The organism is Bacillus litorisediminis (assembly GCF_022808645.1).
GTDB classification, from domain to species: Bacteria; Bacillota; Bacilli; order Bacillales; family JC228; genus Bacillus_BF; species Bacillus_BF litorisediminis.
Genome location: NZ_JAKZKT010000036.1, coordinates 1 through 26682, shown reverse-complemented (window position 1 = coordinate 26682; position 26682 = coordinate 1). Strand labels below are relative to the sequence as shown.

Annotated in this window: 28 protein-coding genes and 1 rRNA gene; 4 read left to right on the top strand and 25 right to left on the bottom strand. The window is 39.8% G+C overall.

Annotation, left to right across the window (positions count from 1 at the left end):
- Positions 1 to 127: 127 nt before the first annotated feature.
- The 5 genes from MLE14_RS16565 to MLE14_RS16545 all read right to left on the bottom strand — a co-directional run bounded on the left by MLE14_RS16565 (position 128) and on the right by MLE14_RS16545 (position 4362).
- The gene (locus MLE14_RS16565; RefSeq protein ID WP_243299527.1) at positions 128 to 1075 is read right to left on the bottom strand and encodes a hypothetical protein; all 948 of its coding nucleotides are present in this window, start codon (positions 1073 to 1075) and stop codon (positions 128 to 130) included.
- Positions 1072 to 2130 carry a hypothetical protein gene (locus MLE14_RS16560; protein ID WP_243299526.1) on the bottom strand — a complete coding sequence of 353 codons (1059 nt, stop codon included), beginning with the start codon at positions 2128 to 2130 and terminating at the stop codon, positions 1072 to 1074. Before MLE14_RS16560 ends, MLE14_RS16565 begins: the two co-directional genes overlap by 4 nt.
- Positions 2127 to 2609 (bottom strand): hypothetical protein, encoded by a 483-nt coding sequence (locus MLE14_RS16555; protein ID WP_243299525.1) that lies wholly within the window; start codon positions 2607 to 2609, stop codon positions 2127 to 2129. The genes MLE14_RS16560 and MLE14_RS16555 overlap by 4 nt, the downstream gene beginning before the upstream one ends.
- A complete protein-coding gene (locus MLE14_RS16550) occupies positions 2606 to 3178 on the bottom strand; it encodes a sigma-70 family RNA polymerase sigma factor (RefSeq protein ID WP_243299524.1) in 573 nt (190 codons plus the stop codon). The genes MLE14_RS16555 and MLE14_RS16550 overlap by 4 nt, the downstream gene beginning before the upstream one ends.
- A gap of 104 nt (positions 3179 to 3282) precedes the next feature.
- Positions 3283 to 4362 (bottom strand): Gfo/Idh/MocA family protein, encoded by a 1080-nt coding sequence (locus tag MLE14_RS16545; protein ID WP_243299523.1) that lies wholly within the window; start codon positions 4360 to 4362, stop codon positions 3283 to 3285.
- A 386-nt stretch (positions 4363 to 4748) separates the two neighbouring features.
- Here MLE14_RS16545 and ytvI point away from each other — a divergent pair, with 386 nt between their 5' ends.
- A complete protein-coding gene (gene ytvI / locus MLE14_RS16540; RefSeq protein WP_243299522.1) occupies positions 4749 to 5780 on the top strand; it encodes a sporulation integral membrane protein YtvI in 1032 nt (343 codons plus the stop codon).
- Between the two features lie 73 nt (positions 5781 to 5853).
- Here ytvI and MLE14_RS16535 read toward each other — a convergent pair whose 3' ends face one another.
- From MLE14_RS16535 to gatC, 7 genes are all read right to left on the bottom strand, one after another.
- Positions 5854 to 6189, bottom strand: a complete 336-nt coding sequence (locus tag MLE14_RS16535; protein WP_313897772.1) for an SRPBCC family protein — start codon at positions 6187 to 6189, stop codon at positions 5854 to 5856.
- Positions 6129 to 6275: a hypothetical protein gene (locus tag MLE14_RS16530; protein ID WP_243299520.1), complete on the bottom strand. Its 147-nt coding sequence runs from the start codon at positions 6273 to 6275 to the stop codon at positions 6129 to 6131. Before MLE14_RS16530 ends, MLE14_RS16535 begins: the two co-directional genes overlap by 61 nt.
- A 61-nt stretch (positions 6276 to 6336) precedes the next feature.
- A complete protein-coding gene (locus tag MLE14_RS16525; protein ID WP_243299519.1) occupies positions 6337 to 6663 on the bottom strand; it encodes an ArsR/SmtB family transcription factor in 327 nt (108 codons plus the stop codon).
- Positions 6664 to 6815: 152 nt separating this feature from the next.
- On the bottom strand, positions 6816 to 7379 hold the full coding sequence (locus tag MLE14_RS16520; RefSeq protein ID WP_243299518.1) for a thioredoxin family protein: 564 nt from the start codon (positions 7377 to 7379) through the stop codon (positions 6816 to 6818).
- Positions 7380 to 7507: 128 nt separating this feature from the next.
- Positions 7508 to 8938, bottom strand: coding sequence for an Asp-tRNA(Asn)/Glu-tRNA(Gln) amidotransferase subunit GatB (gatB, locus tag MLE14_RS16515; protein ID WP_243299517.1), 1431 nt, complete (start codon positions 8936 to 8938; stop codon positions 7508 to 7510).
- Positions 8939 to 8951: 13 nt separating this feature from the next.
- Complete coding sequence (gene gatA, locus MLE14_RS16510) at positions 8952 to 10406, bottom strand: Asp-tRNA(Asn)/Glu-tRNA(Gln) amidotransferase subunit GatA (protein ID WP_243299516.1); 1455 nt, start codon at positions 10404 to 10406, stop codon at positions 8952 to 8954.
- Positions 10407 to 10419: 13 nt separating this feature from the next.
- Positions 10420 to 10710 (bottom strand): Asp-tRNA(Asn)/Glu-tRNA(Gln) amidotransferase subunit GatC, encoded by a 291-nt coding sequence (gene gatC / locus MLE14_RS16505; protein ID WP_243299515.1) that lies wholly within the window; start codon positions 10708 to 10710, stop codon positions 10420 to 10422.
- Positions 10711 to 10893: 183 nt separating this feature from the next.
- Here gatC and MLE14_RS16500 point away from each other — a divergent pair, with 183 nt between their 5' ends.
- Positions 10894 to 11517, top strand: coding sequence for a CAP domain-containing protein (locus tag MLE14_RS16500; RefSeq protein WP_243299514.1), 624 nt, complete (start codon positions 10894 to 10896; stop codon positions 11515 to 11517).
- Between the two features lie 368 nt (positions 11518 to 11885).
- Here MLE14_RS16500 and MLE14_RS16495 read toward each other — a convergent pair whose 3' ends face one another.
- The 10 genes from MLE14_RS16495 to MLE14_RS16450 form a co-directional block, all read right to left on the bottom strand.
- The gene (locus MLE14_RS16495) at positions 11886 to 12146 is read right to left on the bottom strand and encodes a hypothetical protein (RefSeq protein ID WP_243299513.1); all 261 of its coding nucleotides are present in this window, start codon (positions 12144 to 12146) and stop codon (positions 11886 to 11888) included.
- Complete coding sequence (locus MLE14_RS16490) at positions 12143 to 13018, bottom strand: helix-turn-helix transcriptional regulator (protein ID WP_243299512.1); 876 nt, start codon at positions 13016 to 13018, stop codon at positions 12143 to 12145. The genes MLE14_RS16495 and MLE14_RS16490 overlap by 4 nt, the downstream gene beginning before the upstream one ends.
- 305 nt (positions 13019 to 13323) lie before the next feature.
- Complete coding sequence (gene pruA / locus MLE14_RS16485; RefSeq protein ID WP_243299511.1) at positions 13324 to 14871, bottom strand: L-glutamate gamma-semialdehyde dehydrogenase; 1548 nt, start codon at positions 14869 to 14871, stop codon at positions 13324 to 13326.
- A 227-nt stretch (positions 14872 to 15098) separates the two neighbouring features.
- Positions 15099 to 16274, bottom strand: a complete 1176-nt coding sequence (locus tag MLE14_RS16480) for a CamS family sex pheromone protein (RefSeq protein WP_243299510.1) — start codon at positions 16272 to 16274, stop codon at positions 15099 to 15101.
- A gap of 12 nt (positions 16275 to 16286) precedes the next feature.
- The gene (gene ligA, locus MLE14_RS16475; protein ID WP_243299509.1) at positions 16287 to 18293 is read right to left on the bottom strand and encodes an NAD-dependent DNA ligase LigA; all 2007 of its coding nucleotides are present in this window, start codon (positions 18291 to 18293) and stop codon (positions 16287 to 16289) included.
- Between the two features lie 25 nt (positions 18294 to 18318).
- Positions 18319 to 20532 carry a DNA helicase PcrA gene (gene pcrA / locus MLE14_RS16470; RefSeq protein WP_243299508.1) on the bottom strand — a complete coding sequence of 738 codons (2214 nt, stop codon included), beginning with the start codon at positions 20530 to 20532 and terminating at the stop codon, positions 18319 to 18321.
- Positions 20533 to 20594: 62 nt separating this feature from the next.
- Entirely contained in the window at positions 20595 to 21311 is a 717-nt protein-coding gene (locus MLE14_RS16465) for a heptaprenylglyceryl phosphate synthase (protein WP_243299507.1), read from the bottom strand.
- Positions 21312 to 21437: 126 nt separating this feature from the next.
- Complete coding sequence (locus MLE14_RS16460; protein WP_243299506.1) at positions 21438 to 21746, bottom strand: YerC/YecD family TrpR-related protein; 309 nt, start codon at positions 21744 to 21746, stop codon at positions 21438 to 21440.
- 16 nt (positions 21747 to 21762) lie between these two features.
- Positions 21763 to 22830 carry a DUF3048 domain-containing protein gene (locus MLE14_RS16455; RefSeq protein WP_243299505.1) on the bottom strand — a complete coding sequence of 356 codons (1068 nt, stop codon included), beginning with the start codon at positions 22828 to 22830 and terminating at the stop codon, positions 21763 to 21765.
- A gap of 112 nt (positions 22831 to 22942) precedes the next feature.
- Entirely contained in the window at positions 22943 to 24682 is a 1740-nt protein-coding gene (locus MLE14_RS16450) for an adenine deaminase C-terminal domain-containing protein (protein ID WP_243299504.1), read from the bottom strand.
- 112 nt (positions 24683 to 24794) lie between these two features.
- Between MLE14_RS16450 and MLE14_RS16445 the strand changes: the two genes are divergently transcribed.
- Positions 24795 to 25046: a YgaP family membrane protein gene (locus MLE14_RS16445; RefSeq protein WP_243299503.1), complete on the top strand. Its 252-nt coding sequence runs from the start codon at positions 24795 to 24797 to the stop codon at positions 25044 to 25046.
- 64 nt (positions 25047 to 25110) lie between these two features.
- Positions 25111 to 25224 (top strand): EYxxD motif small membrane protein, encoded by a 114-nt coding sequence (locus tag MLE14_RS22770; RefSeq protein ID WP_390629060.1) that lies wholly within the window; start codon positions 25111 to 25113, stop codon positions 25222 to 25224.
- Positions 25225 to 25283: 59 nt separating this feature from the next.
- Here MLE14_RS22770 and MLE14_RS16440 read toward each other — a convergent pair whose 3' ends face one another.
- From MLE14_RS16440 to rrf, 3 genes are all read right to left on the bottom strand, one after another.
- Positions 25284 to 25490, bottom strand: coding sequence for an NETI motif-containing protein (locus tag MLE14_RS16440; RefSeq protein WP_243299502.1), 207 nt, complete (start codon positions 25488 to 25490; stop codon positions 25284 to 25286).
- On the bottom strand, positions 25483 to 26028 hold the full coding sequence (locus tag MLE14_RS16435; protein WP_243299501.1) for a DUF2179 domain-containing protein: 546 nt from the start codon (positions 26026 to 26028) through the stop codon (positions 25483 to 25485). The genes MLE14_RS16440 and MLE14_RS16435 overlap by 8 nt, the downstream gene beginning before the upstream one ends.
- Positions 26029 to 26575: 547 nt before the next feature.
- Positions 26576 to 26682, bottom strand: a 5S ribosomal RNA gene (gene rrf, locus MLE14_RS16430); the annotation flags it as partial.

Genomic DNA, 26682 nt, shown 5'->3' with positions numbered 1-26682 from the left:
TATTTGCATTGTAATTCCACTATTTAACATAATAACGATGGACGACGATGAAAGCAAATATAATTATATTTACAATAAAACACGGTTAAAATTTAGAGAATATATTCTTCTGTTATGTGCCGGGTATTTAGGGTGTTTGCTGAACATTCAGTGATGATGCGTTCACAATATATATCTGCTTTTTGGCATTTGTTTCTCCAAGAGATACATTTTTCCCATGCACTGTCTCAACGTCATATTCCTCTCCCATTTTTTCCTTCTGTGGCTGTTCTTCTTCAATCTTTAGCTCTTCTATATTACTTGAGACATCTTCGACACCAGTGGCTTCCATCGCTATAAGTTTATCTTTCTCTAAAAATAAAGAAACATAATTGCTATCTTTTACAATCCAATTACTTGCCATTGTACGGGGTTTTAATGTAACAGGAGCATAATCTCCCATTACTTCAAGCTTGAGATTCTGTGGAATCAGGACAGTTGCCTCCATTGATATATAGGCAGAAAAAGGTTCGGATGGCGCTGCTGGTTCCATAAGCGTAACATACAAAGTGTCTCCTTTGATTGTAGTGGAAAGATAGTCATCAACAGTTTCCACTCTTCCATCCTTTTTGCTAATCTCTCCTGTATAAGACCCAAATATCGAAAAGCCGGAAGAATTTGTAGACTCAATGGTTAATGATGTCTGGCTTGAATTTTGTATGACCACACGTTTGATTTCCTCTTGTAAAACCTCGTCATAGGCCGGCAATTCTAGAGTCTGATGTTCCCGGAAAAGCATGGCCTCAACCGAATCGGCAACTCCTATTTGTGAGAGGATCGTAAACGCGAGCCCAGTCATTCCCAATATACCGATTAAAAATATGCTTAAAACATCATACTTTAACATTTCCTTTCCAGACTTTTGCAGCCATAGATAGAGAATAACCTCAATCCCTAATACAATAAATATAAATGGCCACCAGCTAACTAAAATCTTGGTTATATTGAAGTCTGCAAATTGGGTAACAAGGAGAGCAATCCCTAAAAACAGCAGGGATGCTCCCATTGAAAATGTTCCAACTCTCCAGGTCCTCATTCTGTACCCTCCTCTTTCTTTTTACCGAATAAGAGCTTGATCCCTCCAGCAATAAGCAGTATACAAATGACCGTTGTTTGGAAGTATTGGTGGAACCAGAAGTAAAAATCAATCTGAAAAACTCTTTGCAAATAAGGAGCCAAACCAGGAAGCAGTATATTAGCCACAAAGTAGTAGAGACCGATCAAAATTAGTCCTGCCCCAACCCATTTCTGATAGTTGACAAAATAAGAGATAATTGGAGTATCTTCCTGAACCTCATGCGACCGTGAAGCTTTTTGCAGCCCATCAAAAAAGCTATAAAACCAAATAATCGGGATTAAAAACAGGAAGATGCCTAATCGCAGGACGTCTAATATATAAATCGCAAACAGGAAAGCTGCCATCAGCTGAATCCCGCGCCTTTGTAAACCTAAATAAAGGTGGCCCGCTCCCGGAAAGATTGAAAGGAAGGTCGCAATCGCCTTGCTCTTCTTCCCTTCTTCCCTTCTGTTCTCAAAATCCTCTAAAATGGTCCGGTCTACAAGTTCTTCACCACGGCGTTTTTTCTCTAATAACTGCATGGCATCAAAAAATCCGTAAAACCAGATAACCGGAAGGAGCAGCAGAAAGATAAGAAACTCACCACGATGAGAAAGGAAGGAAACAAAGAAAACCATAACGCCAAGTCCCAGGAATGCAGCAAGTAATGTAATTCCTCGATTCATCAGACCGAGCTGAAAATGCCCTAGTCCCGGTACAAAGGAAAGAATAATCGTGTAAAAGCGTTCAGAATCTGAATTTCGAGAAGGAGAGATCCCTTCTTCTTTTTGTTGATAGATTTTTGATGCTGTAATGGCTGTGTCAATCAGATTGATGATATAGAGCACGAGTGCTCCGCCAAATCCAAGAAAAATAAACTCGTTAATCCACGTGATCTCATTTAATATTACTCCTAAGACTGGGCCGCCAAAGACCCCAGCCATATAGAAAAGCCCTCTTAAAAACTTTCCTAGGTAGAGTAACCCCCCACCCGGGAAAAAGCCTAATAAAAATGCAATCAAAGGGTTTTTCACTTTTCCTTCGCCTCCTTGTTATCTTCTTCCCACTCATCCAGCCAGGATAAGGTTTTATTCATAACCGTTTCCGTGATGGAAGGTTCTTTTGCCTGCGCATTATTTTCAAATTTCTCTATTACCCCATACATAGACTGAAAGACGCCGCTAAACGTTAAAATGAGCGTAAAGCTGGCAGCTGTTGCATAATGAAACCAAACGGATTGGACGAACGATTTTTGCTTTTTATTTTTAAAATCGGTAATTTGGTCATTTCTTTCACTTTGTCTAATTTCTTTCTCAATCAGTTTCATCACATCATCCGCAAAATGTGAACTGGATAGGTTCGGCAGAGTATCTTCATGGAAAGAGATGGCTTCCGAATACAGTTCTAAACAGGCTTCACAATTAAATAAATGATCCTCATATAAGGCCCTTGTATCATCGGGAATTTCACCCTTTACATAGTTCAACCACTCTTCATACGAAAAATGACTCATACAAAATCGTCCTCCTTCCAGTTTTCTTTCATCCACTTGCGTGCTCTGTATAGCTTCATCTCAATCGTCTTCGTTTGGACATTCATCTCATCTGCTAATTCCTGATAGCTTTTCTCCTGTATGTAAAAACCATAAACCACATCGCGATAGCTGGTTGGGATTTCATCCAATCTGGAACGAATTAGAGCCAGGTGCTCTTCTCTAAAAAACACCTTCTCTACACTTTCATTTGAGGGAGCCTGATAATCCTCATAAACTGAGACTGATGCTTCCTCCCGTTTTCGGTAAGCTTTTCTTTTCATATCAATGGCATGGTTGGTTGCAATACGTGTAATCCATGTTTTAAATCCCTGATCCTCATAATGGGGGAGAGAAAGAAAGATTTTCAAAAATATTTCTTGGGCTGCGTCTTCCGCATCCTTTTCGTTACGTAAAATCCCAAAAGCTATATGGAAAATGTACCCCTGGAAGTGCTCTACAATCAGTCGAAAAGCATGCTGGTTGCCCTTTTTTACCTGATTTATTAAGTTTTGAACTTCTATGTCTCTCCCCCCTTTCTCTTCAAACAACCATACACACTACTTTAATAAACGAGCCAGAAAAAGAAAACCCTACAAGCTTTTAAAAAATAAAACCTCGTTTCCTTGAAACAGGAACGAGGTTAGTAAAATAATTATTCAATTAGGACTCTTGTTAATTTTCCTTGTTTGACAGATTGGAACACAGCATCCATCACAAGCTGCTGCCGATGTCCATCTTCAAATAATGGAAGGTCTGGATTTTTCCTTTCATCTGTCAAATATTCATACATCGCTTGAATAAAGGCATTAAAAGCATGATAGTAACGAATGGCCGGATTTTGAATCGCAATTGGAATGGGCTCCAGCTCTAGCTTTATTTCCTCTAGATTCGAATCTTCTTTGCCTACTAACAGTTTTGTATCATTGATTATATGTATAGTCCCTTTTGTGCCATAGATTCGCAGAGAAGAGCCCAGGCCATGTCTGACAGGTGTAACTGCCTGTAACGTAAAACTTGTTCCTTTCTCTGTTTCTCCGACAATTGTAAAGAGATCATCTGTCGTTCGTTTTTCAATGGTTTCTCCGTTATCATTCTTTAACTCTGGTATGGTTGTTCTAAGTCGGCCGAATACCTGTAATATCGTGGACCCTGTGAACCAGTGAACCGCATCCACCATATGAGAACCAAGAGCCCCAAACATACCGCCATATGACTTTTTATCCCCGAGCCAGCCCAAAGGTTTGGTTGTTAAAGGTATGTAGCTCGCTATACTGGATTCAAAATCAATGTGAATAATATCGCCGAGCACACCTTCTTCAATAAGCCTCTTTGCCTTTTGTCTTGCGGGCTGGAATCGCCACTCAAAATCTAAAAATCCGTGTCTGCCCCAATGCTTTTTCAGCTGAATTAATTGTCTTGAATCATCAGCGTTCGTCACAAATGGTTTCTCACAAAGAACATGATGATTGGTTACAAGAGCCTCTTTGGCCATTTCATAATGCTTTGCTGGAATAGAAGACACTACCACAAGATCGAGTTCTTCCTTCCGAAGCATCTCCTGCCAGCTCGTATACGCGCTAGTAATTCCCGTTTTATTTGTAATTTCCTCTTCTGTTTGCCCCGAAACCGAGCTGATCGCCTGGACTTTGTAGCCAGGATGCACATTAAAAATAGGTGCCTGAACGAGGCCACCAAAACCTGTACCAATAATTCCAACTTTAAATTCCTTCATACAATCCCTACTCTCAGAAGTATTTGAGGAAATGAATGTTATCTATTCGTTAATCAATATAGGATAATTTTCTAGTGATTATACCATATCGACAATCTTCCCGTTTACGCCTGCTTGACAGCCCGGTAATGTTTGTAACAATCGAAGTGGTTGATTTACGGGCAGGTTTTTGGAGCTAAGGTCAATTAGATCACAGTCATGCAACAATCTTGTGTCGTACTTAACAATTCCTTAACTATTTCACCGTGCCTCGCATACCCCGAGTTCACTGGAAATATGTCGAATTAAGTTTGATAAAAAAATCACAAGTTCAAGCCATTTATCATTATTCATTTTGGGAATCTTACAGTATACTAAAGATAAAATAGTCGTAATGGAGAGTTTTCATGAAGAAAAAGTACATCTGGTTAGGGCTCCTTGTAGCCGTTATTCTTTTTTTAATCCCATATAGTGTTACGTTAGTACTTGCCCTTCTGACTGCAATATTTTTGGAATATTTAGTCAGGTGGTTCACGAAACTGTTTAGGTGGAAGCGATTTTATTCGGTTTTATTAACGTTCATTTTGTATCTCGCCTTTCTCGCAGTTGCCAGCTTTTTTATTGTACATACGCTATTTTCTCAATTAGTTGGGCTAAGCGAAAAAGCTCCTGCTCTCTATGACGAGCTCTACAATACCGTAATTCTTCCGACTATGAGTAAATGGGAAACATTCGTCGAAACACTGCCGTCCGAAATACTTACCTCAATAGAAGCAGCGATTAAAAATGGTCTTGAATCATTAAGTCAGGTATTTGAGCTTCTTCTTGAAAATATCTTAAGCTTTGCAGCCGGTGTCCCAAGCTTTATGATTGAGTTTTTAGTGTACTTGATTGCTCTCTTCTTAATCAGCTTGGACTTGCCGAATCTGTTAGAGTCTGTGAAACGCCATTTAACCGATGAAACTTATAGTAAAGTAAGCCTTGTTTTTGGCCAATTAACTCAGGCGGCGGTTGGGTTTATCAAGGCGCAGGTTATTTTAAGTGCCGTTACATTCATGCTTGCCTATGGGGGTTTGTGGTTATTAGAGGTACCTTATACTGCATTAATTTCACTTTTGATCGTAATTGTCGATATCCTCCCGATTCTCGGAACCGGCTCAGCTCTCGTCCCGTGGGCCATTGTTTCTATTATCCAAGGCAATAGCGGACTCGGGATAGGCTTAATCGTTCTTTTCCTCGTTATTACAGTGGTAAGGAGAATACTAGAGCCAAAAGTCTTATCAACAAATTTAGGAATTTCGCCATTAGCCGTTCTCGTCAGTCTCTACATTGGTTTAAAACTAATCGGAGTTGCCGGTCTATTCCTTGGTCCAGCGGTTGTGATCGTATATAAAACGATTAAACAGGCAGGATTTCTCAATACGTCCTATAAAATATAAAAAGATTAGACTCCATAAAAATGGCCGCCAAGGATTTGGCGGCTATCTTTTTAATCATATTCGTAAAGCTACCTTACTTAAGCTCTCCCAAAAATTGTGCAAGTCTATTCCATGTTTGTGTTATTCCTGCGATTACTCCCATGTCGATTACTTTTTTGAGGTTTTCCGGTGAATCATAATGGGTTCTGCTTACAAGTAAAGTCTTTCCTTCTTTTTCCTTAAAAGTCATCGTAATTTGTGCGGCAGGCATCTCTTCAGCTATATTACCTTCTTCATCGGAGAAATAATCAACATATACAATTTGTTCTGGTTCCACTATTTCTTGGAAAACTGCTTTACCCCATGACTTTATTTTCCCATCAGGCGACTGCATACAATAGTGCCATACTCCACCTGGACGAAAATCGATGTTGCAAACTGGGAGTGTCCATCCTTCAACGCCAAACCAGCCTCAATAGACGTATTAATATCATTTTTTAGCTTGGCTTCTGCCATATCTTTTCTACCTCCTATTGATTTGTTAAAAAGTTTTTGGCAGGATTCAGATTACTGGTTACTACTTTTTCTCTCCTTCCTTTCTTTTCATTTCCTGCAGGTAATCATCTAAGCGGTCGAATCTCTCGTTCCACAAGCGGCGGTATGAATCAAGCCAGACTTCCATCTCTTGAAAAGGTTCAGGCCGTAATTTGTAATACCGCCGATTCGTAACTGCATGTACCTCAACAAGTCCAGCATCACTAAGAACACGAAGATGTTTGGAAGTTTGCGGCTGATTCAGGCCGAGACGATTTGCAATTTCCCCCACAGTCAAGGGGCCTTCACGCAAAAGTTCAACGATGTGTAGTCTGTTTGGTTCTGAAAGTGCACTAAAAGTTGAGTTCATGGTTATAATATAACCAATTAGGAATATTCCTGTCAAGGAATATTTTGATAATTTTTTTAACTTTTTGATATTGGCAAGGAAAAGAGAGTCAATATATAAAAAAAACCGCCTTCCCTAATTGAAGAAAGCGGCTTATCCTAAATTGCTTAATCTTATAAAACTTTATCTTGTAAAGTAGTCAATATACTATAGGAAACCTCATCCCAAAGTGCAGCATCCTCTACATAGCTTTTCGTTAATTTCCTGAAAGACTCCTTTTGTTTTTCTGTGAAGGTTGGATCTTCTTTGTCTGGAAGGCCTGCCCTTACCTCATCTACAAGCTGCTGCAGCTTCGGTGCCCGCGGGCCCCAGACAGCTTTTTCAGAACCTTTATTGTCAATAAAAATAAAAATTGGAATCGCACGTGACGTTCCATTTGTTAAATACTGGTCCATCAATTCTAGGTTTTGGTCACGTAGAAGGAAGCGAACATCTATCTTTGCTCTCTCTGCAATTTTCATAAGAATTGGAACGTTTAACATTGCGTCCCCGCACCAGTCTTCTGTCAATACGATGGCTCTTAGCTGCTTCTCTTTTAATTGATCAATCAGTTTTAAATCGTCTTTCTCCAGTTGAAACCTTTCCAGAATCGAGAGCATGTTTTCCTTATTAACCTTCATTAATTCCTTATACTGTTCAAACGTTAGCCCCTTATCAAACCATTGTTCTAATGCCATTTTAGATCACCTCAACCTTTATGTACTTGCTATAAAATTTACCAAAGATACTATCAAAAAGCGAAAAATCAGCTTAGAAAAAAGAGACTGCTCGCGATCAAAAACGAGCCGTCTCCATACAAAGCATTTTATCTTTTATTGATTTCCTCGACTAACAGTTTATTAACTAATGGCGGATTTGCCTGTCCTTTCGTCGCCTTCATAATTTGACCTACCAAGAAAGCTAACGCTTTTTCTTTTCCATCCTTGTAATCTTGAATGGACTGAGGATTGTTGTCTAAAACTTCTGCAATAATCTTTAATAGCGTGCCTTCATCAGAGATTTGGACAAGTCCTTGTTCTTTCACAATCTTTTCAGGATCTCCCCCGTTTTCAATCAATTCTTTAAAAACCTTCTTCGCAATTTTAGAGGAAATCGTGCCATTTTCAATTAATTTAATCATCCCTGCAAGACTTTCAGGCGTTAGTGCAACATCCGCTAACTCTTTGCCTTCTGCATTTAGGTAGCCTGACACCTCACCCATCAGCCAGTTAGACGCTTGTTTCGGATCAGCGCCTGCAGCGATTGTCGCTTCAAAAAAATCAGACATTTCCTTCGTAATCGTTAGCACCTGCGCGTCATAGGCAGGAAGCGAAAGCTCTTCAACATATCGCTTTTTCCGCTGATCAGGCAATTCAGGAATTTCAGCACGGATTCTTTCTTTCCATTCATCATCGATAAAAAGCTCTACAAGATCTGGTTCCGGGAAGTAACGGTAGTCCTCTGAACCTTCCTTCACCCTCATTAAGATGGTAGTGTTGGTCGCCTCATCATATCGGCGGGTTTCCTGACGGATTTCTCCGCCAGCCATAACAATCTCTTTTTGGCGGTTTGCTTCATATTCTAATCCTTTTCTGACAAAGTTAAAGGAGTTTAAGTTTTTGAGCTCTGTTTTGGTTCCAAATGCCTTTTGCCCGACTGGACGGATGGAAATATTCGCATCACAGCGAAGACTGCCTTCCTCCATTTTACAATCGGAAACCCCTGTGTATTGAATGATTGACTTTAATTTTTCTAGATAGGCATAAGCTTCGTCAGGGGTGCGAATATCTGGTTCGGATACAATTTCAATTAATGGAGTCCCTTGGCGGTTATAGTCCACAAGCGAATATCCATTTGGCGAATGGTTCAGTTTTCCCGCATCTTCTTCCAAATGAAGTCTTGTAATGCCAATCTTCTTCTTTTGTCCGTTCACTTCAATCTCAATCCAGCCATTTTCCCCAATCGGTTTGTCAAATTGAGAAATTTGATATGCTTTTGGATTATCTGGGTAAAAATAGTTTTTCCGGTCAAACTTTGTTATAGTAGCAACTTCACAATTTAACGCCATCGCTGCTTTCATTGCAAACTCGACGGCCTTTTTATTCAGTACAGGCAAAACACCTGGGTAACCAAGCTCAATCACGCTCGTATTGGTGTTTGGCTCGTCCCCAAAGTTGTTTGGACTGCTTGAAAATATTTTCGACTGTGTTTTTAATTCAACGTGTACTTCTAAACCTATTACCGTTTCAAAGTCCATGACTTTCCCCCCTTTACAGCGCTGGCTTTTCTTTATGATAGGTTGTGGCTTGCTCAAAGGCATGAGCTACCTTATAAACAGTCGCTTCATCAAAGTGCTTTCCGATAATTTGCAGGCCTAATGGAAGTCCATTTGAAAATCCGCAAGGGACCGAGATTCCAGGTACACCCGCCAGGTTAACCGGAATTGTTAAAATATCATTGGCATACATCGTTAACGGATCATCTACTTTTTCACCAAGCTTAAAAGCCGGAGTTGGTGTAGTTGGTCCAATAATCACATCATATCTTTCAAAAACATCTTCAAAATCCTTTTTAATTAAAGTCCTTACCTTCTGCGCTTTTTTATAGTACGCATCATAATATCCGGAACTTAAAGCAAAGGTTCCAAGCATAATCCGGCGCTTTACTTCATCTCCGAAGCCCTCTGCTCTAGTTTTTTTATAAAGCTCCATGAGATTATCAGCATTCGGGGAACGGTAGCCGTAGCGAACCCCGTCAAATCTGGCAAGGTTGGCTGATGCTTCAGAAGAAGATAATAAATAATAGGTCGCGATTCCGTATTTTGAATGTGGGAGTGATACCTCCTCCCAAGCAGCACCAAGTCCTTCTAGCACTTTTAAAGCATCAAGCACCGATTGTCGTACTTCTTCGGAAACGCCTTCACCAAGATACTCTTTAGGAACAGCAATTTTTAGGCCTTTGATATCTCCGGTAAGTGCACTTGAAAAACGCGGAACCTCAACTTTCGCTGAAGTCGCATCCATTGGATCAAGCCCTGCAATTGCTTCTAATACATAGGCATTATCCGCAACGGTACGTGTTATTGGCCCAATCTGATCCAAAGAGGAGGCAAAAGCGACCAGTCCGAAACGTGATACACGTCCATATGTAGGTTTCATCCCAACAACTCCACAAAATGAAGCGGGCTGACGAATGGAACCACCTGTATCGGATCCTAATGCATAAGGAACTTCCCCTGCCGCTACTGCAGCTGCAGAACCTCCAGATGAGCCGCCTGGGACTGCCTCTAAATTCCAAGGGTTCCTTGTTTTCTTCACACTTGAATTTTCCGTAGAAGATCCCATTGCGAACTCATCCATATTTAGTTTTCCTACTGTAACAGCCCCTTGTCCTTCGAGCTTGTCCATTACGGTTGCATTATAAATCGGATCAAAGTTTTCCAGAATTTTACTTGCGCAGGTTGTGCGGAGACCTTTCGTTACGATATTATCCTTAATGCCGACCGGGATTCCAAAGAGGACATTGCCTTGGCCCTGTTTAATATGGGCTTCTAGTTCTTTTGCCTTTTCCTTCGCCTTTTCTTCATTTAAGGTTACAAAGGCTTCTACTTTAGAATCAACTTCCTCGATTCTTTGAAAAGATTGAGAAACTAAGTCTGAAACGGATATTTCTTTTTTATGTAAAAGCTCATGTAAATCTGCTAATGTATGATCAAATAATGACATCTTCTCATCCCCCCTAGTCTAAAATGGATGGTACTTTAATTTGGCCGTCTTCATGATCAGGGGCATTTTTCAGTACCTCCTCGCGCGGAAGTCCTTTTTCAGGAATATCTTCCCTCATAACATTCTTCATATCTAAAACATGGGATGTCGGTTCAATATTCTCTGTATCTAATTCATTTAATTGCTCAGCATAACTGATAATAGCATCTAATTGTTTTGTAAACATTACAGCTTCTTCTTCGGTAATTTCCAATCTGGCTAAATGGGCAACATGTTTTACCTCATCAAGTGAGATCCGAGACATACCATCTTCACCTCCATAAGAATTCGAACTACTTCACAATAATATTGATTCTATCAATTTTCAATAGGTCAGGCAACAATCGGACACAAGGTGTACCAGTTGTGCAAGGAAGTTTGCCGCAGCAAGGAGCCATTGTTAATTTTTCCAAGCATAGATTCATTCCAATCATAGCAATTTAATACCATGAAAAGAAAATATCGACTTTTTGCTTTGTCACTATTATCAATGGGAATGACCCTGTCAGCCTGTGCACATAATCAAACCGATCAGGGAGGAGGAAATCAAGGGCAGCCTATTTTTTATCAGCCAGAAAACAATCAGCAGGCTACAGGAAGACAAATTTGGCTCAACTTTGAAGAAGCAAACCCTCGCGGACAAGCAGGTGAAGCCCCTAACTTGGAACTGCAGCGCGGACCAGTGAAACTGATTGAAAGAGAAGCTGTTGAATGGACTAACCGCGAACGGCAGAGACACGGACTAAAGCCCTTAAGTTTAAATGAAAAAGCCTGTGACATTGCACGCCTAAAATCACAGGATATGCGGGATACACAATATGTTGCCTATATCAGTCCAACCTACGGAACACCCCTTGAAATGATGAGGAATTTCCACTTACAATTTCGAATTGCTGCGGCTAATCATGCTGCCGGTCCAAAAACAGCAGAGATGGCTGTACGGGGATGGTTGGAAAGCCCTGAGCATCGGCAGCACATCCTGAACCCCGAATTTACTGAAATTGGGGTTGGCTATGTGGAGGGCGGAGCATTGGGAAGCTACTGGACACAGCTGCTGATTGATCCGAGGTAATGGGATGAAATTAGGCAGCATCACTTCGCATTGATTCCTAAAAAAAGGCTGGCTCTTCATAAAAAACCAGCCTCTTCCCCCTTCATTTTTTTTGCCTGATAAATGGCCTGGGCAAATTCTTGTTTCTTGTTTCATCCCTTTCTTTGGGCCTTTTCCCACAAAACTAAATACAATAATTGCTAGTGACGCTAAAATAAAGACTGGTGTTTAGAGCTACAAGTACAGGAACCATCTATCAGCCTGAAGGATAGATGGTTCCAAATGTTGCTTAAAAACATCGTTATTCTTTTATTTAAACTTTCTAAAACTATAAAGTTGTTTAATTGTTAGAAAGCGAATAATAAAAAAACATACTCCCAACAATATAGTTACTTGTTAAAATATTGTTGGATGGTTGATACAAATTCTTTCGTTGCATCTTCATTTTTCAAATTTAAATTTAAAACTAAATTTCCTAAGTAATCGTCTGTTTCAAACAGTTCTTGGTTGTTTTGATAAATATTTAACAATATCGGATATCGTTTACCTGCCTTTTCCATCTTCGTTTGAATCTTATATTCCTTTGTTCCAAATCCAAGCGAAGTATAAATAGCAATAAATACGTCAAACACTAAATCGAGAATGATCAAATTTCATCAAATCCTAAATTAATTGGTTCTAATGGTAATTTCCCTTGTGCGAGCATATTTGTGGATGGAACAGTCTGATCTACCTCTTCAAAAACAAATCCATCTGCCCACACCTTTCCTGTTCCAATTAATAAAACACCAAAGTGTATTGAAACACTTTCTTCAGGCACATCTAACACAATCGAATAATAATTCCAATCGGTTGTACCTTGGATTGAACGATTGTCCATATTATCAAACTGAATCATATCACTAGAGGCATTATCAATTCGGCACCATGCCCCACACTTCACAACTTCTTCAGTTTTTAAGAAACAGGAAACTTTCATACGTTTTCCTTTCCACTTTTCTGCCGAAAAACTTTGCATCATTGTACCAAATTGTCCTTCCCCTGCTTGCCCTATAGATGCAAGTAATCCTGAACTTGTTCCCGTGTGAAATACTTGACTGTCAGCTTTCATTTCATAAAAGCTTGGGTGTGAGCCACTTAAAACCCACCCTTTAATCAATTTTTGTTCACCCATATATTCTTCCTCCGTTCTTTGCAATGTTCGCATCAATTTGCGATATTTTCCTGGTGGCATCTGATATACTTCTTTAAAAGAACGAGTAAAAGCTTCTTGGGATTGAAATTGCAATTCAAAAGCAATCTGAATTATAGATTCATCTGAATATAATAAGTACTTCGCAGCTGTTGCTAATCGACGTTTACGAATATATTCTCCAATGGTCATTCCTATTTCTTGTTTAAAAACTCTAGATAAATGAAATTTTGAATAACCAATTTGAACTGCATAATCCTCTAAGTGCCATTCTTCTAATAAATGTTCTTCTAAAAATGAAATAACGTTTCTAGTTACTTCGCTATACATCTATGCTCACCTCACTTACTAAGTTTAGAGGATGTTTAAAATTTATTTTTGATAATAATTGCTATTCTCGCTTATTCTTAACTAGTAGAATATCAAAATATTCATGTCTAATAGCTTCATTTATCCTCGATTTTGATCAAGAAAACTGACTAGCGCTTTAGACTAGGCGCAGGCGATTGCAAGCCCGCACTTATCACGTATTCCTAAAAAATTTTGACTGCGCCGAATTTACTTCTTTGCTAAAATTTTATACTTTCTTTAAGTACAAAAAAAGACTGGAAACAAGTCCCAGTCCTTCATATTTCTTATAACAATTCTGAAGTTGTTTTGGCCTGCATGTGAAGCAGCAGGTAATCTGGTCCGCCTGCTTTTGAATCGGTACCAGACATATTGAATCCGCCAAATGGCTGATATCCCACAATGGCACCTGTACATCCACGGTTAAAGTATAGGTTTCCTACGTGGAAATCTTCTCTCGCTTTTTCAATATTTAAACGGTTGTTGGAAATAACAGCTCCTGTTAGTCCATATTCAGTATCATTTGCGATTTCGATAGCTTCATCAAAATCTTTTGCTTTCGTAAAAGCAACAACAGGTCCAAAGATTTCTTCTTTCATCACACGCGCATTTCGGTCTACATCTGCGACCACAGTAGGCTTGATAAACCATCCTTTTGAATCATCACCTTCACCGCCGGCTACGATTCGGCCTTCACCCTTGGCAATTTCAATATAGGACATGATTTTATCATAAGCTGCCTGGTCAATAACTGGTCCCATATATGATTCTCTCTTTGCAGGATCACCTACTGTTAAGGCGTTCGTTAATTCTACCACTCGATTTAATACTTGGTCATAAACATCCTCAAGCACAACTACACGTGAACATGCAGAGCATTTTTGACCTGAGAAGCCAAAGGCAGACGCCACAATAGAGTGAGCTGCCAATTCTAAATCGGCTTCTTTATCAACAACAATCGTGTCTTTTCCGCCCATTTCGGCAATAACACGTTTTAGCCAAATTTGGCCTTCATTTAGCTTGGAGGCACGTTCATAAATACGGAGACCTACATCTCGGGAACCTGTGAAGCTGATGAAACGTGTATGGGGATGATCGACTAAATAATCGCCCACCTCAGACCCGCTTCCAGGAATGTAGTTAAGTACACCCTTTGGCAGTCCTGCTTCTTCCAGAACTTCAACAAATTTAGCTGCAACCACTGGTGTAGCTGATGCAGGTTTTAATAACACAGTGTTCCCTGAAACGAGTGCAGCCACAGTTGTTCCTGCCATGATGGCAAAAGCAAAGTTCCACGGAGAAATAACAACTCCGACTCCAAGCGGAATATAGTTATAACGATTAATCTCTCCCGGACGGCTGTTTACAGGAACACCATCTTTTAGACTAATCATTTGGCGTCCGTAATATTCCATGAAATCAATTGCTTCCGCCGTATCTGCATCTGCTTCGTTCCACGGTTTACCCGCTTCTTTTACTAAGAGTGCAGAAAACTCATGCTTGCGGCGTCTGACAATCGCAGCAGCACGGAACAGAATATCCGCTCTCATTTCTGGCTTTGTTTTTCTCCATGTTTTAAAAGCTTCAACTGCCGCTTTCATAGCTTGCTCTGCTAAATCTCTATTGGCTTTAGAAACTCTTCCAACGATTTCTTCTTTATTAGCAGGGTTCACAGAAACAATTTTATCTTCTGTTGAAACTCGTTCTCCGTTAATGACTAAATCATAATCTTGTCCTAAATAACTCTCTACTAATTTCAGACCTTCCTGAAAGGCAATTTGATTGTCTTCATTCGAAAAATCAGTGAAAGGTTCGTGCTGATAAGGTTTAACCATATGAATCCCCTCCTTATGTATTTGAACAAAACCGTTTACACTACACGTCCATTCTACCATGAATCAAAATTATTCTTCAAATTATTCCGAATGGAAAAATAGCCTAATAGGAATAGCTGGATGATATCCAGAAGTAAAATTTTTAACCGATTACAGCTTCAAACCATTCCACATGGCTTTACTGCCAAAAAATAAGACCTGCCGACCGGCAGATCTCCAGTACCATTTTAGTAAATATACACATACGGTTCATCAGCCTTCCGATCTTTTACAATCAGAGCTTCGGGACCGCTAACGGAGAGCACATTGACCTCAACTTTAAGTTCTTCCCCAAAATATTTCATGACTAAGCCGGCAACGTATTGGGTAAAACCAATGACTTCTGCTTCTCCGTTAAATTGAATATTGATATCTATGTCAATGGAGTTTAACTCATCATTCACATAAAATGCTTTTCCGACGACCCCATTAAAGTCAGGGAAGTAGCTTTCAACGTCAGTTTGAAAGTTAAGGAATGTAGTGGCATCTTCCCGGTGGGACTCCATTGCATCATTTGACGGAAATAAAACGTAATCCTCATTAACATTGGTCCATTCTTTAATATTGCTTTCCCCTTGACCTACATGGGTGTAAGCAATAAAGTTGCCAGGAACAACAGAATTTCGTTTTTCCTGCTTAAAAAGGGCAATCGTAATCGGAACCTTGGACAGCTCCTCCATCCCTCTGAGTCTGGTTAGGACCTCTGCTGCAATTTTCTTTCCTTCTTGTACCAGTACATCAGGGTCAATATTAGTATTATAAGTGGTACCATATTGTTCAGTCTGGTAATAGTGAACAGAGTTTAAAGCTAAACCAATCACTACTCCGCCTAACTCAACGGTTTCATCATCAACTCGCTTGAGATAGTTATGTTCCATGATATGCGCTAAATAAATCGGACTATTTTTATTAGCTTTATGCGGGTCATCTCCTGCCACTAACGGCGGGTTTAGCCCAATATTGTCTTCAGGCTCTACCCCTGCTGCCTGTGCCTGTTCATCCGTATACTTCCGTTTTAGCCAAGCACTTACAAGATCACGGCTGATATATTGTCCGCCGCGAAACAGATAGTCCTCTGTCGAATATTTCGTTTTCGCGATCCTCATTAAACCTTGCTCAAATTCATCCATATCTACTCTCGTATTTAGATTGGATACGACCATTCCGCGTGCGGGAGAGGATTCAAAAGGGAGGATTGTTTTGTAATAATCGTCAGAGATATTGTAGCTTGGAATGATCCCTGTCGTTTTATTTTCCTCATCTACAGCGTCCTCTTGAACAACTTCTCCTTCTTTCTCAAGACTCGGAATACAGCCGGTCAGTAATAATATGCTTGTACAGAATACAGTTACAAGCTTTTTCATGTTATACACCTCTTACTGATTAAGTTCTTCCAAGAATCTCTCCTCATTCCAAACTTCGATGCCTAATTGTTCTGCTTTTGTGAGTTTAGAACCGGCATCCTCTCCTGCAATGACTAGATCTGTCTTTTTACTGACACTTCCGGTTACCTTTCCTCCGTATAGTTCAATCTTTTCTTTCGCTTCATCCCGAGAAAGCTGTGATAACTTTCCTGTAAGAACTATCGTTTTTCCGGCAAAATAAGAATCTACATCTTCAAGCGCTAATTTCCTTGGCCCCTTATATTCCATATTAACTCCTAGTGATTTTAATTCCTCAATCACCTCTATGGCTTCCTCTAAATGAAAATAGGTATGAATCGAATCAGCCATTTTTTCGCCAATTTCGTTGATGTTGCGTAATTGCTCCACAGTTGCCTGTCTCAATTGATCCATCGTGCCAAACTCTTGCGCCAATATTTTGGCGGCTTTAGCTCCTACATGACGTATGCCTAAGCCAAATAAAAGCTTTTCCAGCGAGTTTTCCTTTGATTTTTCAATTGCATCCAGTAAGTTCTGTGCTGATTTTTCACCCATTCTTTCCAGATTGACAAGCTGCTCAAATTGAAGACGATAAATATCCGCTACATCTTCTATTAAATTTTCTTTAAATAACTGGGTAATTACTTTTTCACCGAGACCGTCAATATTCATCGCATCTCTAGATACAAAGTGAATAAGGCCTTCCCGGATCTGTGCAGGACATTTTGGATTGATACAGCGCACGGCTACTTCTCCGTCTAAATGGACAAGTTCACTGCCGCATTCCGGACATTCTTTAGGCATTGAAAATGATTTTTCTTCACCTGTTCTTTTTTCAGCTAATACTTTAACGACCTCCGGAATGATGTCACCCGCTTTTTTAATGACCACATAATCTCCTATTTTTATGTCCTTCTCACGGATCAGGTCCTCATTGTGAAGAGAAGCCCGTTTTACAGTTGTACCCGCTACTTTAACAGGCTCTAAAATAGCGGTGGGTGTTACCACCCCTGTTCTTCCTACAGTTAATTCTATATCGATTAGCCTGGTGACAACCTCTTCGGCCGGAAACTTATAGGCAATGGCCCAGCGCGGACTTTTCGCAGTGGTTCCGAGTTCCTCTTGCTGCTGAAGAGAATCTACTTTTATCACGATACCATCGATTTCATAGGCTAATGAATTCCGCTTTTCTACCCAACTGTTGACATACTCCAGCACATCATCAATCGTCGGACAGATCCTTCTTTCCTTGTTCGTTTTGAAACCAAGTCTCTCAAGCAGTTCCAAGCCTTCACTATGAGACTCAACCCCGGTCGTGCCAACATCCCCGATCGCGTATAAAAAGATGTCCAGATTGCGTGAAGCAGCTATTTTCGGATCTAACTGACGCAATGAGCCGGCAGCAGCGTTCCGAGGGTTAGCAAAAGGCTCTTCTCCATTTGCTTCTTTAATTTCGTTGAGCGTCTGGAATGATCGCTTTGGCATGTATGCTTCGCCTCTTACTTCAATAGATACAGGCTCCGTTAGCTTTAATGGAATGGATTTAATAGTACGCAGATTAGCGGTAATGTCCTCGCCTACTGTCCCATCTCCCCGGGTCGCGCCTTGTACAAATTGACCGTCTTCATAGCGAAGCGATACAGCTAATCCGTCAATTTTTAATTCACATACGTATTGAAAGCGATCACCTACCGCCTGTCTGACTTTGCGGTCAAAATCTCTTAAATCTGCTTCGTTAAATGCATTTCCAAGGCTTAGCATCGGTGTCCGGTGCTGAACCTTTTCAAATGCATCCAATACATCCCCGCCTACACGCTGAGTAGGGGAATCAGGAGTTTTTAAATGAGGGTATTGTTCTTCCAATTGAAGCAATTCCTTTAATAAACGGTCATATTCACTGTCTGGCACTGAAGGTTTATCAAGAACATGGTATTCATAATTATATTGATTTAACAGCTCCTGAAGCTCTTTAACCCTTTTTTCAGCTTGTACCTGCTCCATATACGCTCCTCGCTTTCTTCAACCCTTATACCCTTTCAATCGGTGCAAACGTCGCCAAAAGCCGCTTCACACCCTGACTTGGGAAGGCGATATCTAATTCCTTCCCTTCCCCTTCACCTTTTACACTGACAACCGTGCCGGGACCCCATTTTTTGTGGTTGACCTTGTCGCCTACCTTCCAGTCAAGCTCATCATTTCCTGTCTTTTGCGGTCTTTGTACCGGCTTAGCGAACGGAGAATTGATTTTATGATTAGATACACTTGAATAAGAAGAACCTGTTTTTTCATTGATATTTAAAGGTTCGATTAATTCATCCGGGATTTCTTTAATAAAACGACTCTCCGGATTAAAGTTGGTTCTCCCAAATAACGTCCGCATTTCAGCACTTGTTAAATAAAGCTGCTCCTCAGCCCGTGTTATACCAACGTATGCCAAGCGCCGTTCTTCCTCCATTTCGTCTTCTTCCATAAGGGATCGGCTATGAGGAAAGACGCCTTCCTCCATACCAAGGAGAAAGACAACAGGAAATTCAAGACCTTTAGCTGAATGTAGCGTCATTAACGTAACGTTGCCTTCGTTCGTGTCCTGTTCATCCAAGCGGTCAATGTCCGCTACCAAAGCTAAATCGGTTAAAAAGGCAATCAAACTCTTATCGTCTTCGTTTCTTTCTTCAAAGCTTTTTGTTACAGATAAAAATTCTTCCAGGTTTTCTAAGCGGCTTTGGGCTTCAAGTGAATTTTCTGCTTTAAGCATTTCCTCGTACCCTGTCTTTTGAATAACCTCTTCCGTTAGTTCTGTTACCGATAAATAGTCCTGCATGTTGGAAAACTGTCTGATAAATTGATGAAAATCCGCCGCAGCCTGCGTAATCTTCGGGGAAAGACCAATAAAATCAACTTCGCCTAACGCCTGATACAAACTCATGTCACGTTCTGCCGCGTAATTAGCGATTTTATCAATAGAACTGGCACCAATTCCTCGTTTCGGGACATTGATAATTCTCTCGAGACTTATATCATCATCCGGATTTGAAATTAAACGTAAATAGGCCAAAATATCCTTAATCTCTTTCCGATCGTAGAACTTTGTTCCGCCTACAATGGAATAAGAAATGTTTGATTTTAAAAGTACTTCCTCCATCACACGCGACTGAGCATTCGTTCTGTATAAGATAGCAATATCAGAACTCGAATACTGGCCTGACTTTATTAGTTCATTAATTTTACCGGCAACAAATTGGGCCTCGCCCTGCTCATTAAGGGCTTTATAATAAACAATTTTATTCCCTTCACTATTTTCAGTCCAAAGATTTTTGGGCTTCCGATTAAGATTGTTCGCAATAACCGCATTGGCAGCCTCAAGGATTCTCTTTGTCGAACGGTAATTTTGTTCTAGTAAAATGACCTTTGCCTTCGGATAGTCCTTTTCAAAGGATAAAATATTTGCGATATCTGCACCGCGCCAGCGATAAATCGACTGATCCGAATCTCCGACCACACAAAGATTTTCAAACTTCTGGGCTAATCTTTTTACCAGCATATATTGAGCACGGTTGGTATCCTGGTACTCATCAACATGGATATACTGAAACTTACGCTGATAATATTCTAAAACCTCAGGTACACGGTCAAATAGCTTAATCGTCATCATAATTAAATCATCGAAATCCAGCGCATGATTTTTTCGAAGCCGCTTTTGATACTCCTTATAAACCTTTGCCACCAGTTCGTCGTAGTAGCTACCCTGTTTTTGTTCAAAGGTTTCGACGTCAATCAGTTCATTTTTCGCTGATGAAATCGATCCAAGCAGCATTCTTGGATCAAACTTTTTCGAATCAATATTTAAATCTTTTAGAACTCCCTTAAGAACAGAGAGCTGATCTGTTGTATCCAAAATTGAAAAATTCCGGTTATAGCCGATGCGGTCAATATCACGGCGAAGAATGCGGACACACATAGAGTGAAAGGTTGAAATCCACATTTCATCAGCAGCTGATGCCACGATTTTTTGTAATCTTTCTTTCATTTCACGAGCTGCTTTATTCGTAAATGTAATAGCTAAAATGTTGTAGGGGTTTACCGCTTTTTCCACAAGTAAATAACCGATGCGATGGGTTAAAACTCTTGTTTTCCCACTGCCGGCCCCGGCCATAATTAATAAAGGCCCTTCTGTTGTTTTGACCGCCAGCTTTTGTTGCTCGTTCAAACCTTCTAACAGTCGATTCGTTAAAAATTGCATCTATTCTTCCTCCAATTAAAGGAACATTTGTTCTATTGCTTAACTATATCATACCGAAACACTCAGTTGAATGCTTTCCTTTTTTCAAGTTTTTGAGTGGTTTTCACAGCGTTCACAGTTTGCAGAGCAGCTTCCGTATTTTCGTAAATAAGATTCCCAACTACGATCACATCAGCTCGTTCTGCCATCTCCTTAGCCTGTGCAGAATTTTCAATTCCCCCGCCGTAAAATAGCAAGGTGTTCTCTAATTTCTGATAGACCTGTCTGACCAATGCAGGGTCCCCGTACATTCCGCTATACTCGATATAAAAAATCGGCAAATGAAACATTTTTTCAGCGATCATCGCATATGCCAGAACATCTTCATTATCAATCAGCTTAGAATCAGTTGCCTGAAACGCTTTACTATCAGGATTAAGCATACAATAGCCTTCCACCAGCATTTCATCCCAGTTGATAAATTCACCATAGCTTTTGACTGCTTCTCTATGTAAGTCAGTCATCCATTTAGGATTAGTGCTATTCAAAACTGTAGGAACAAAGAAAAAATCGAACCCAGGCGTAATCGATTCTAAGTTGGAAATTTCTAAAACACACGGAACTGAAAATCTGCGAATTCTGGCTAACAGATTTAATGTATTATCAAGGGTGACCCCATCTGTCCCGCCTACCAGGATAGAATCAGTCCCCGATTCACATACGGACTCAAGCTGCTCATCACTAATCGCTTTATTAGGATCGAGTTTAAAAACATGTCGCCATTCACGAATGTTATACATGAATATGCCCCCGTTTCTGCTCACATGAAGTCATTATACCATTGTCTGTCCTATGACTAAAGCAATCTCCAATTTGCCAAATGTAAGAAAAAAAGCCCGTCAAACAATGATGACGGGCCTCCTGTTTTATGAATTTGTTTCTTCTTGTTCCTTAATTCGGTTTAATGCCATGACATATGCATCGTTTCCATAGTTTAAACAGCGTTTCACCCTTGAAATCGTAGCTGTGCTTGCGCCAGTCTCTGTTTCAATTTTGTGATACGTTTTTCCTTCTTGCAGCATTCTCGCTACCTCTAATCTTTGTGCTAGAGATTGAATCTCATTCACTGTACAAAGGTCATCAAAAAAGCGGTAGCATTCTTCTAGATCCTTTAAAGAAAGCACAGCTTTAAATAATTGATCTAATTCTCTTCCTCTAAGTTTATCTATTTGCATATTCGTTCTCCTTCTTTTAAGAAGTAATCGCTTCAAAAGATACGGATTGCATTAATCCTGGATTATCGGGAACAACATTGATCCATGTTTTCCCTTTAACTAGCTTGGCTGGCTGCCCATTTTCATAGGGAAGGATGCGCCCATCGACATTTTTCCATTCGATTTTCTTCCATTTTCCTTTTTGGACTAAATAAGCCTCACCGCCAGAGCTAAAATCTATATCTCTTCTGCCCTTATTATCAGCTATCTGATGAGGTGCTTCCAAAATCACAATATTATCAATCAGTACCGGTTCCCCAGTCTGATAATCAACCGTTTGTTCACCATTTGTAAATCTCTTGTACTTTTCTGAATCCAGATCATATTCATAAATTACGTCATAAAGCGGTGAATTATAAGATACCATTAAATTCTTAGCTGTTTCCCCGCTGATTGCGTCTTCCTCCGCATCAGTCATAAAGGACAGACCTGGAGGCAGTTCTGCCATATCATACCCAAGATCTTCTGCACCTTGCGCAATATTCTCAAAGGTTATATAAGAATTATGGGGAGCCCGTCTTTCTGAGGAGCGATAAAACAAAGTCCCATCATAATACATCCCATTAATATTATCGACATACCCATTGTCAGACAGAACTTTTGCTTCTGTACTAAAGCCATGAGCAATATATAAGCTATTGAATCCTTTTGCAATATCCATGAAATAATCTCTCGCACTGCGAACAGGTCCCACTTCATTCGGCTGGTCACTTTGGAAAATTGCTAAAAATCTAGTGATGTTTCCTTCTGTCAAAATTTCGTAGACAAGATCCGCTTCAGGCAAACCCGTCTGCGGGCGTGCACGAATATCATTGTTAATCATAACGGCAACAGAACGACCCTTAATTTCTTCATCAGTCCCAAGCCCTGTTAGAGGGTAGTGAAATGCATATTCTTTTGCTTCGTGATCTGATGTATTTTCGGACTCCTCCTGTTGGGCGGGGGGAGAGGCTTCCTCATCCGGACCAGCCTCATCTTTACTGCATCCGGCAAGTAAAAATCCAACCCCTATGGCAATTCCTGCAGCCATCTTTTTCCATAACACCTTTATACACCCCTAAGTTGATTTTTTGCATTTTTGCCTTCATCTTCGGTGTCTGTGTTCTAGGCGCAGCAAAAAACATTTTAGTTCTGTAAAGTTTTTCATTATTACTATTTTAACGCATTACGCTCGGGAAGAGTACCATTTTTTTCATAACATCAAATAATCCTTGCTGCGTAATCCGAATATATGGGAGATGAGTAGATGAGAAGAATAATAAGGTATAGATTGGATCTCCGAATTTATATCCTCTCTCCTCTAATAAAACTTTAAGCTTCGTTTCTTCCTCCATAACTTCTTCCATCGGTTTATCAGAAATGACACCATTTAAAGTAAGAGGAATCTCATGAAGCACCTTGCCGTTTTCCGTTAATACGATTCCGCCGCCAAGCTCTTTCAGTCTTCTGCATGCAAGCAGCATATCTGTTTTATTTTTGCCTATTACAACAAGATCCCCGCTTATCGAAAAACTTGAAGCAAAACCGCCAATCTTATCAGCAAAACCTTTTAAAACGGTATTGACTTTCCATCTGCCTTTTCTGTCCACAAGCATAAAGAAACATTGATCATGGTCATGGGAAAGGCTATCAACTGATAAATCTAGGTTAGCTGAATAGGGCTTGGTGATGACTGCATTGATCATTTCAATCCCCATAGCCATCGAAAATTGAAGGTCATCCATTGTCAGTTCCCAATTACTCTCATATGGTTTTAGCCCATATTTTGACCAGCTAATCGAGTAATCTCCAAATGTATTCTCACCATGTCGCTTTACCCACTTGCCCTTAGCTAAAACCGAATGAGGTGTCGGATCATTTTCATCATGAAGGAAGTTGATATTTGCCACACGGCCAGTTGTAATACTTCCATAAAGGTCATCAATTTGATAGTATCGTGCGACATTAAAGCTCGCCATCAAATAGGCCTCGATTGGAGGGATTCCCTCTTCAAGAGCCATTTTGATCATTAGGTCTATCATTCCCTCTTTATAAAAGCTTGGGGTTGATCCATCCGTTGTAAAAAATACTTGGTCAAAATGTTCAATGCCTAATTCTTTCATTTCCCTTAATAGAATGGGCAGATCAGGACGGATTGAGGAATATCGAAGAGCGACAGCATACCCATGCTGGAGTCGATTCCATACCTCCTGTCCGGTCATAGACTCATGGTCGGCATCAGCACCAAGTAATTTGAGCTTCACCAAGGTTTTTTCAGAAGCACCTGGGAAATGTCCTTCTATTCTTTTTCTATTCCTTTTTATCTCTTGTATCCAATGCAGCAATGAATCATCGCCTGCCATTAATCGTGGCCAACTCGTTAACTCCCCACCTTGAATCACATCTTCTCTCTCAATCCATGCCTGAACCGTTTCATGAGAGAAAATAGTTTCTTCTCTAAAAAGCTCGGTTTGTGAATCAAAACGACACCACCAATACATGGAAACTGGCAGTTTTTTAAATTCATCAAGCAAAGAAAACGCTTTCTTTTTATCGTTCAATAAAACCAGATTAAGACTGTCATTTATCAATGTTGTCGTCCCTGTTTGTGATGCATAGTTAGTTAGGGAAAGGGGATTATAAACTTGAAAAGGATGTGCATGAGGTTCAATATATCCTGGAACAAGCAGTGAATCCGTACAGTCTATTACTTCACATTCTTCTATGCGTTCAGGCATTTTATCTCCAACATAAACAATACGGTCCTGATAAATCCATATATGACCGCTTAACCATTTTCTAAAATATGGATGCAAATACCGAGCGTTTTTTAATAAAAGGGTGGGGGATTTCAATCCATCAATGATAGAGGTATGTTCTCTTTGTTGCTTAATTCTCCAGTTGTAAGTTTGATACATTTTCTTTCTTCTCCCCCTTTTGGCTTATAGCTTTAGTCATATACTATCATATTTTGAATATTAACGCATTAAAGAAAAGAAATTTCTTCTAAATTAAGGAAGGTGAACGACTATGTTTCAAATTAAGCCAAATATCGGTATTCTTAATGCACTTGTTCGCATCACCTGCGGTTTAACCCTATTATCATGGGTAACAGCAAAATTAGTGAAACAGCCATGGAGAGAGTCTTATTTAATCGTTGCTCTTTTAGCTGCAATGAAGGTTGGAGAAGGAATCGTTCGCTATTGTCCAGTCACCGAGCTTATTAAAAATGGAGTGCAAGCTGGAAATGAGAGGGATAAGCAAGAAGACTATGTCATTTAAAACAGTTGAAATTAGCTGGATTTAACATTGGACAGACTTATTCTAAATAAGGGGATGTTATCAAATGTTTTGGGAGTATTTAATGGATATGTCCTTTGTATTAATTTCTATAATAGGCGGAATTGTAGCTTTGCTTTTTGTCTATATTCACAGGTCAAGAAGACGAGCCAGGCAGTAATTTCCACGACATGAAACGGCTGTTCAGCCATTTTTAATGGTGACACAGCCGTTCTCTCTTTATTGATCTGCTAGTTCACCTTGAAACTGGATTTCTTGATTCACCGGTTTCACCACTTTATTGCCATTTTCAAAGATTTCCTCAAAAATCGGCTTTTCCATCCGCCGAATCGGTACATATCCTTCAGCGGCCATCCGCTTTAGGCAATCATCAACCGTTTCATTTTCTAGTACTGTAAACCATTTCTTTTTTTTGGATTTACTCATTTCCTAATTTTCCTTTACGCACACTTTTCACCCAAAATCCCCCGTAAATCGTCTTCGGTTCATATGAAATAATAAAGGCTTTTGGATCTAGCTCTTTTATCGTTTGATAAAGACGAAGTTCATACTTTCGCGGGGTAAGAATTTGCATAGCCAGGCGGTCTCCTTCCCTGCCATTTGCCATCCAATGCGTTACCCCAAACCCTTCTTTACGTAATGCATTTGGCAAATCTTTGGCTTCTTCCGTTGTAATGACATTAACCGTGATATATCCTAAAGCCAGTTTTTCTTCAAGCTTCATTCCAACTATGACACCTATGCCATACCCGACCGCATATGCAATTAAATTTTGAATTTCATTTAAATTTTCAAGAACCAGTCCTAAACCGACCACATAAATCAACACTTCAAACATGCTTATGACAGCAGCAAAATACCGTTGGCCTTTAAGAGTTAGAATCATCCGAATCGTAAAGAATGATACATAGACCACATTAATTATTAAAATAATCGCCACCATCACCAAGCCATTTTCCAACAATCTAAACCCTCCTTTACTACTCCCGTTCAATATCGCAAAAGAACATTGACTTCTAATTTTACTAAACTTATTTCTGTTTGCGAAGGGTTGGCAGGAGAAAGGCTCATGGTAATTTTTCACTTTATTTAGTATATCCTACTGCGAGTGAAAAACTTAAGAAGGAAAGTTTAAAAATAAATGAATCCGGTTTTTATAACCAGCCTTTTAAACAATTCATTTTCTATACCTTTCAAGTGGAAAATTTACAAGTAACTTTTATTTCTTGCTGTCCATTCAAACAGCTGGTTTCTTATCATTATTGTTGAACATATAATTTTGTGATTTATCAATGACTTTTTTGGTTTTATCAATGACTTTTTACTGTTTATCAATCGATTTGCTGATTAATCAATGGATTTTTAGAATATATCAACAAATTTTTAAATTTATCAACGAATTTTGCTAATTCATCTATATTTTGATTTACGGGTAATCATCATGTTTAGAAATTAATCATTTTCTTACAAAAAAACAACCTAGGATTCAATACCCTAGGTTGTTTTGCTTTGCCTGGCAACGTCCTACTCTCGCAGGGGGAGAGCCCCCAACTACCATCGGCGCTGAGAAGCTTAACTTCCGTGTTCGGGATGGGAACGGGTGTGACCTTCTCGCCAT

Bases quoted from the DNA above. Each gene is read 5' to 3' on its own strand.
- MLE14_RS16465 (WP_243299507.1), bottom strand. From the start codon at position 21,311: ATGTATAACATTCGTGAATGGCGACATGTTTTTAAACTCGATCCTAAT.
- pruA (WP_243299511.1), bottom strand. From the start codon at position 14,871: ATGGTTAAACCTTATCAGCACGAACCTTTCACTGATTTTTCGAATGAA.
- MLE14_RS16555 (WP_243299525.1), bottom strand. From the start codon at position 2,609: ATGAGTCATTTTTCGTATGAAGAGTGGTTGAACTATGTAAAGGGTGAA.
- MLE14_RS16460 (WP_243299506.1), bottom strand. From the start codon at position 21,746: ATGCAAATAGATAAACTTAGAGGAAGAGAATTAGATCAATTATTTAAA.
- MLE14_RS16500 (WP_243299514.1), top strand. From the start codon at position 10,894: ATGAAAAGAAAATATCGACTTTTTGCTTTGTCACTATTATCAATGGGA.
- MLE14_RS16490 (WP_243299512.1), bottom strand. From the start codon at position 13,018: ATGTATAGCGAAGTAACTAGAAACGTTATTTCATTTTTAGAAGAACAT.
- MLE14_RS16525 (WP_243299519.1), bottom strand. From the start codon at position 6,663: ATGAACTCAACTTTTAGTGCACTTTCAGAACCAAACAGACTACACATC.
- MLE14_RS16565 (WP_243299527.1), bottom strand. From the start codon at position 1,075: ATGAGGACCTGGAGAGTTGGAACATTTTCAATGGGAGCATCCCTGCTG.
- MLE14_RS16545 (WP_243299523.1), bottom strand. From the start codon at position 4,362: ATGAAGGAATTTAAAGTTGGAATTATTGGTACAGGTTTTGGTGGCCTC.
- MLE14_RS16445 (WP_243299503.1), top strand. From the start codon at position 24,795: ATGTTTCAAATTAAGCCAAATATCGGTATTCTTAATGCACTTGTTCGC.
- gatA (WP_243299516.1), bottom strand. From the start codon at position 10,406: ATGTCATTATTTGATCATACATTAGCAGATTTACATGAGCTTTTACAT.
- MLE14_RS22770 (WP_390629060.1), top strand. From the start codon at position 25,111: ATGTTTTGGGAGTATTTAATGGATATGTCCTTTGTATTAATTTCTATA.
- ytvI (WP_243299522.1), top strand. From the start codon at position 4,749: ATGAAGAAAAAGTACATCTGGTTAGGGCTCCTTGTAGCCGTTATTCTT.
- MLE14_RS16530 (WP_243299520.1), bottom strand. From the start codon at position 6,275: ATGGCAGAAGCCAAGCTAAAAAATGATATTAATACGTCTATTGAGGCT.
- MLE14_RS16440 (WP_243299502.1), bottom strand. From the start codon at position 25,490: ATGAGTAAATCCAAAAAAAAGAAATGGTTTACAGTACTAGAAAATGAA.
- ligA (WP_243299509.1), bottom strand. From the start codon at position 18,293: ATGGAGCAGGTACAAGCTGAAAAAAGGGTTAAAGAGCTTCAGGAGCTG.
- MLE14_RS16480 (WP_243299510.1), bottom strand. From the start codon at position 16,274: ATGAAAAAGCTTGTAACTGTATTCTGTACAAGCATATTATTACTGACC.
- pcrA (WP_243299508.1), bottom strand. From the start codon at position 20,532: ATGCAATTTTTAACGAATCGACTGTTAGAAGGTTTGAACGAGCAACAA.
- MLE14_RS16450 (WP_243299504.1), bottom strand. From the start codon at position 24,682: ATGTATCAAACTTACAACTGGAGAATTAAGCAACAAAGAGAACATACC.
- MLE14_RS16520 (WP_243299518.1), bottom strand. From the start codon at position 7,379: ATGGCATTAGAACAATGGTTTGATAAGGGGCTAACGTTTGAACAGTAT.
- gatC (WP_243299515.1), bottom strand. From the start codon at position 10,710: ATGTCTCGGATCTCACTTGATGAGGTAAAACATGTTGCCCATTTAGCC.
- gatB (WP_243299517.1), bottom strand. From the start codon at position 8,938: ATGGACTTTGAAACGGTAATAGGTTTAGAAGTACACGTTGAATTAAAA.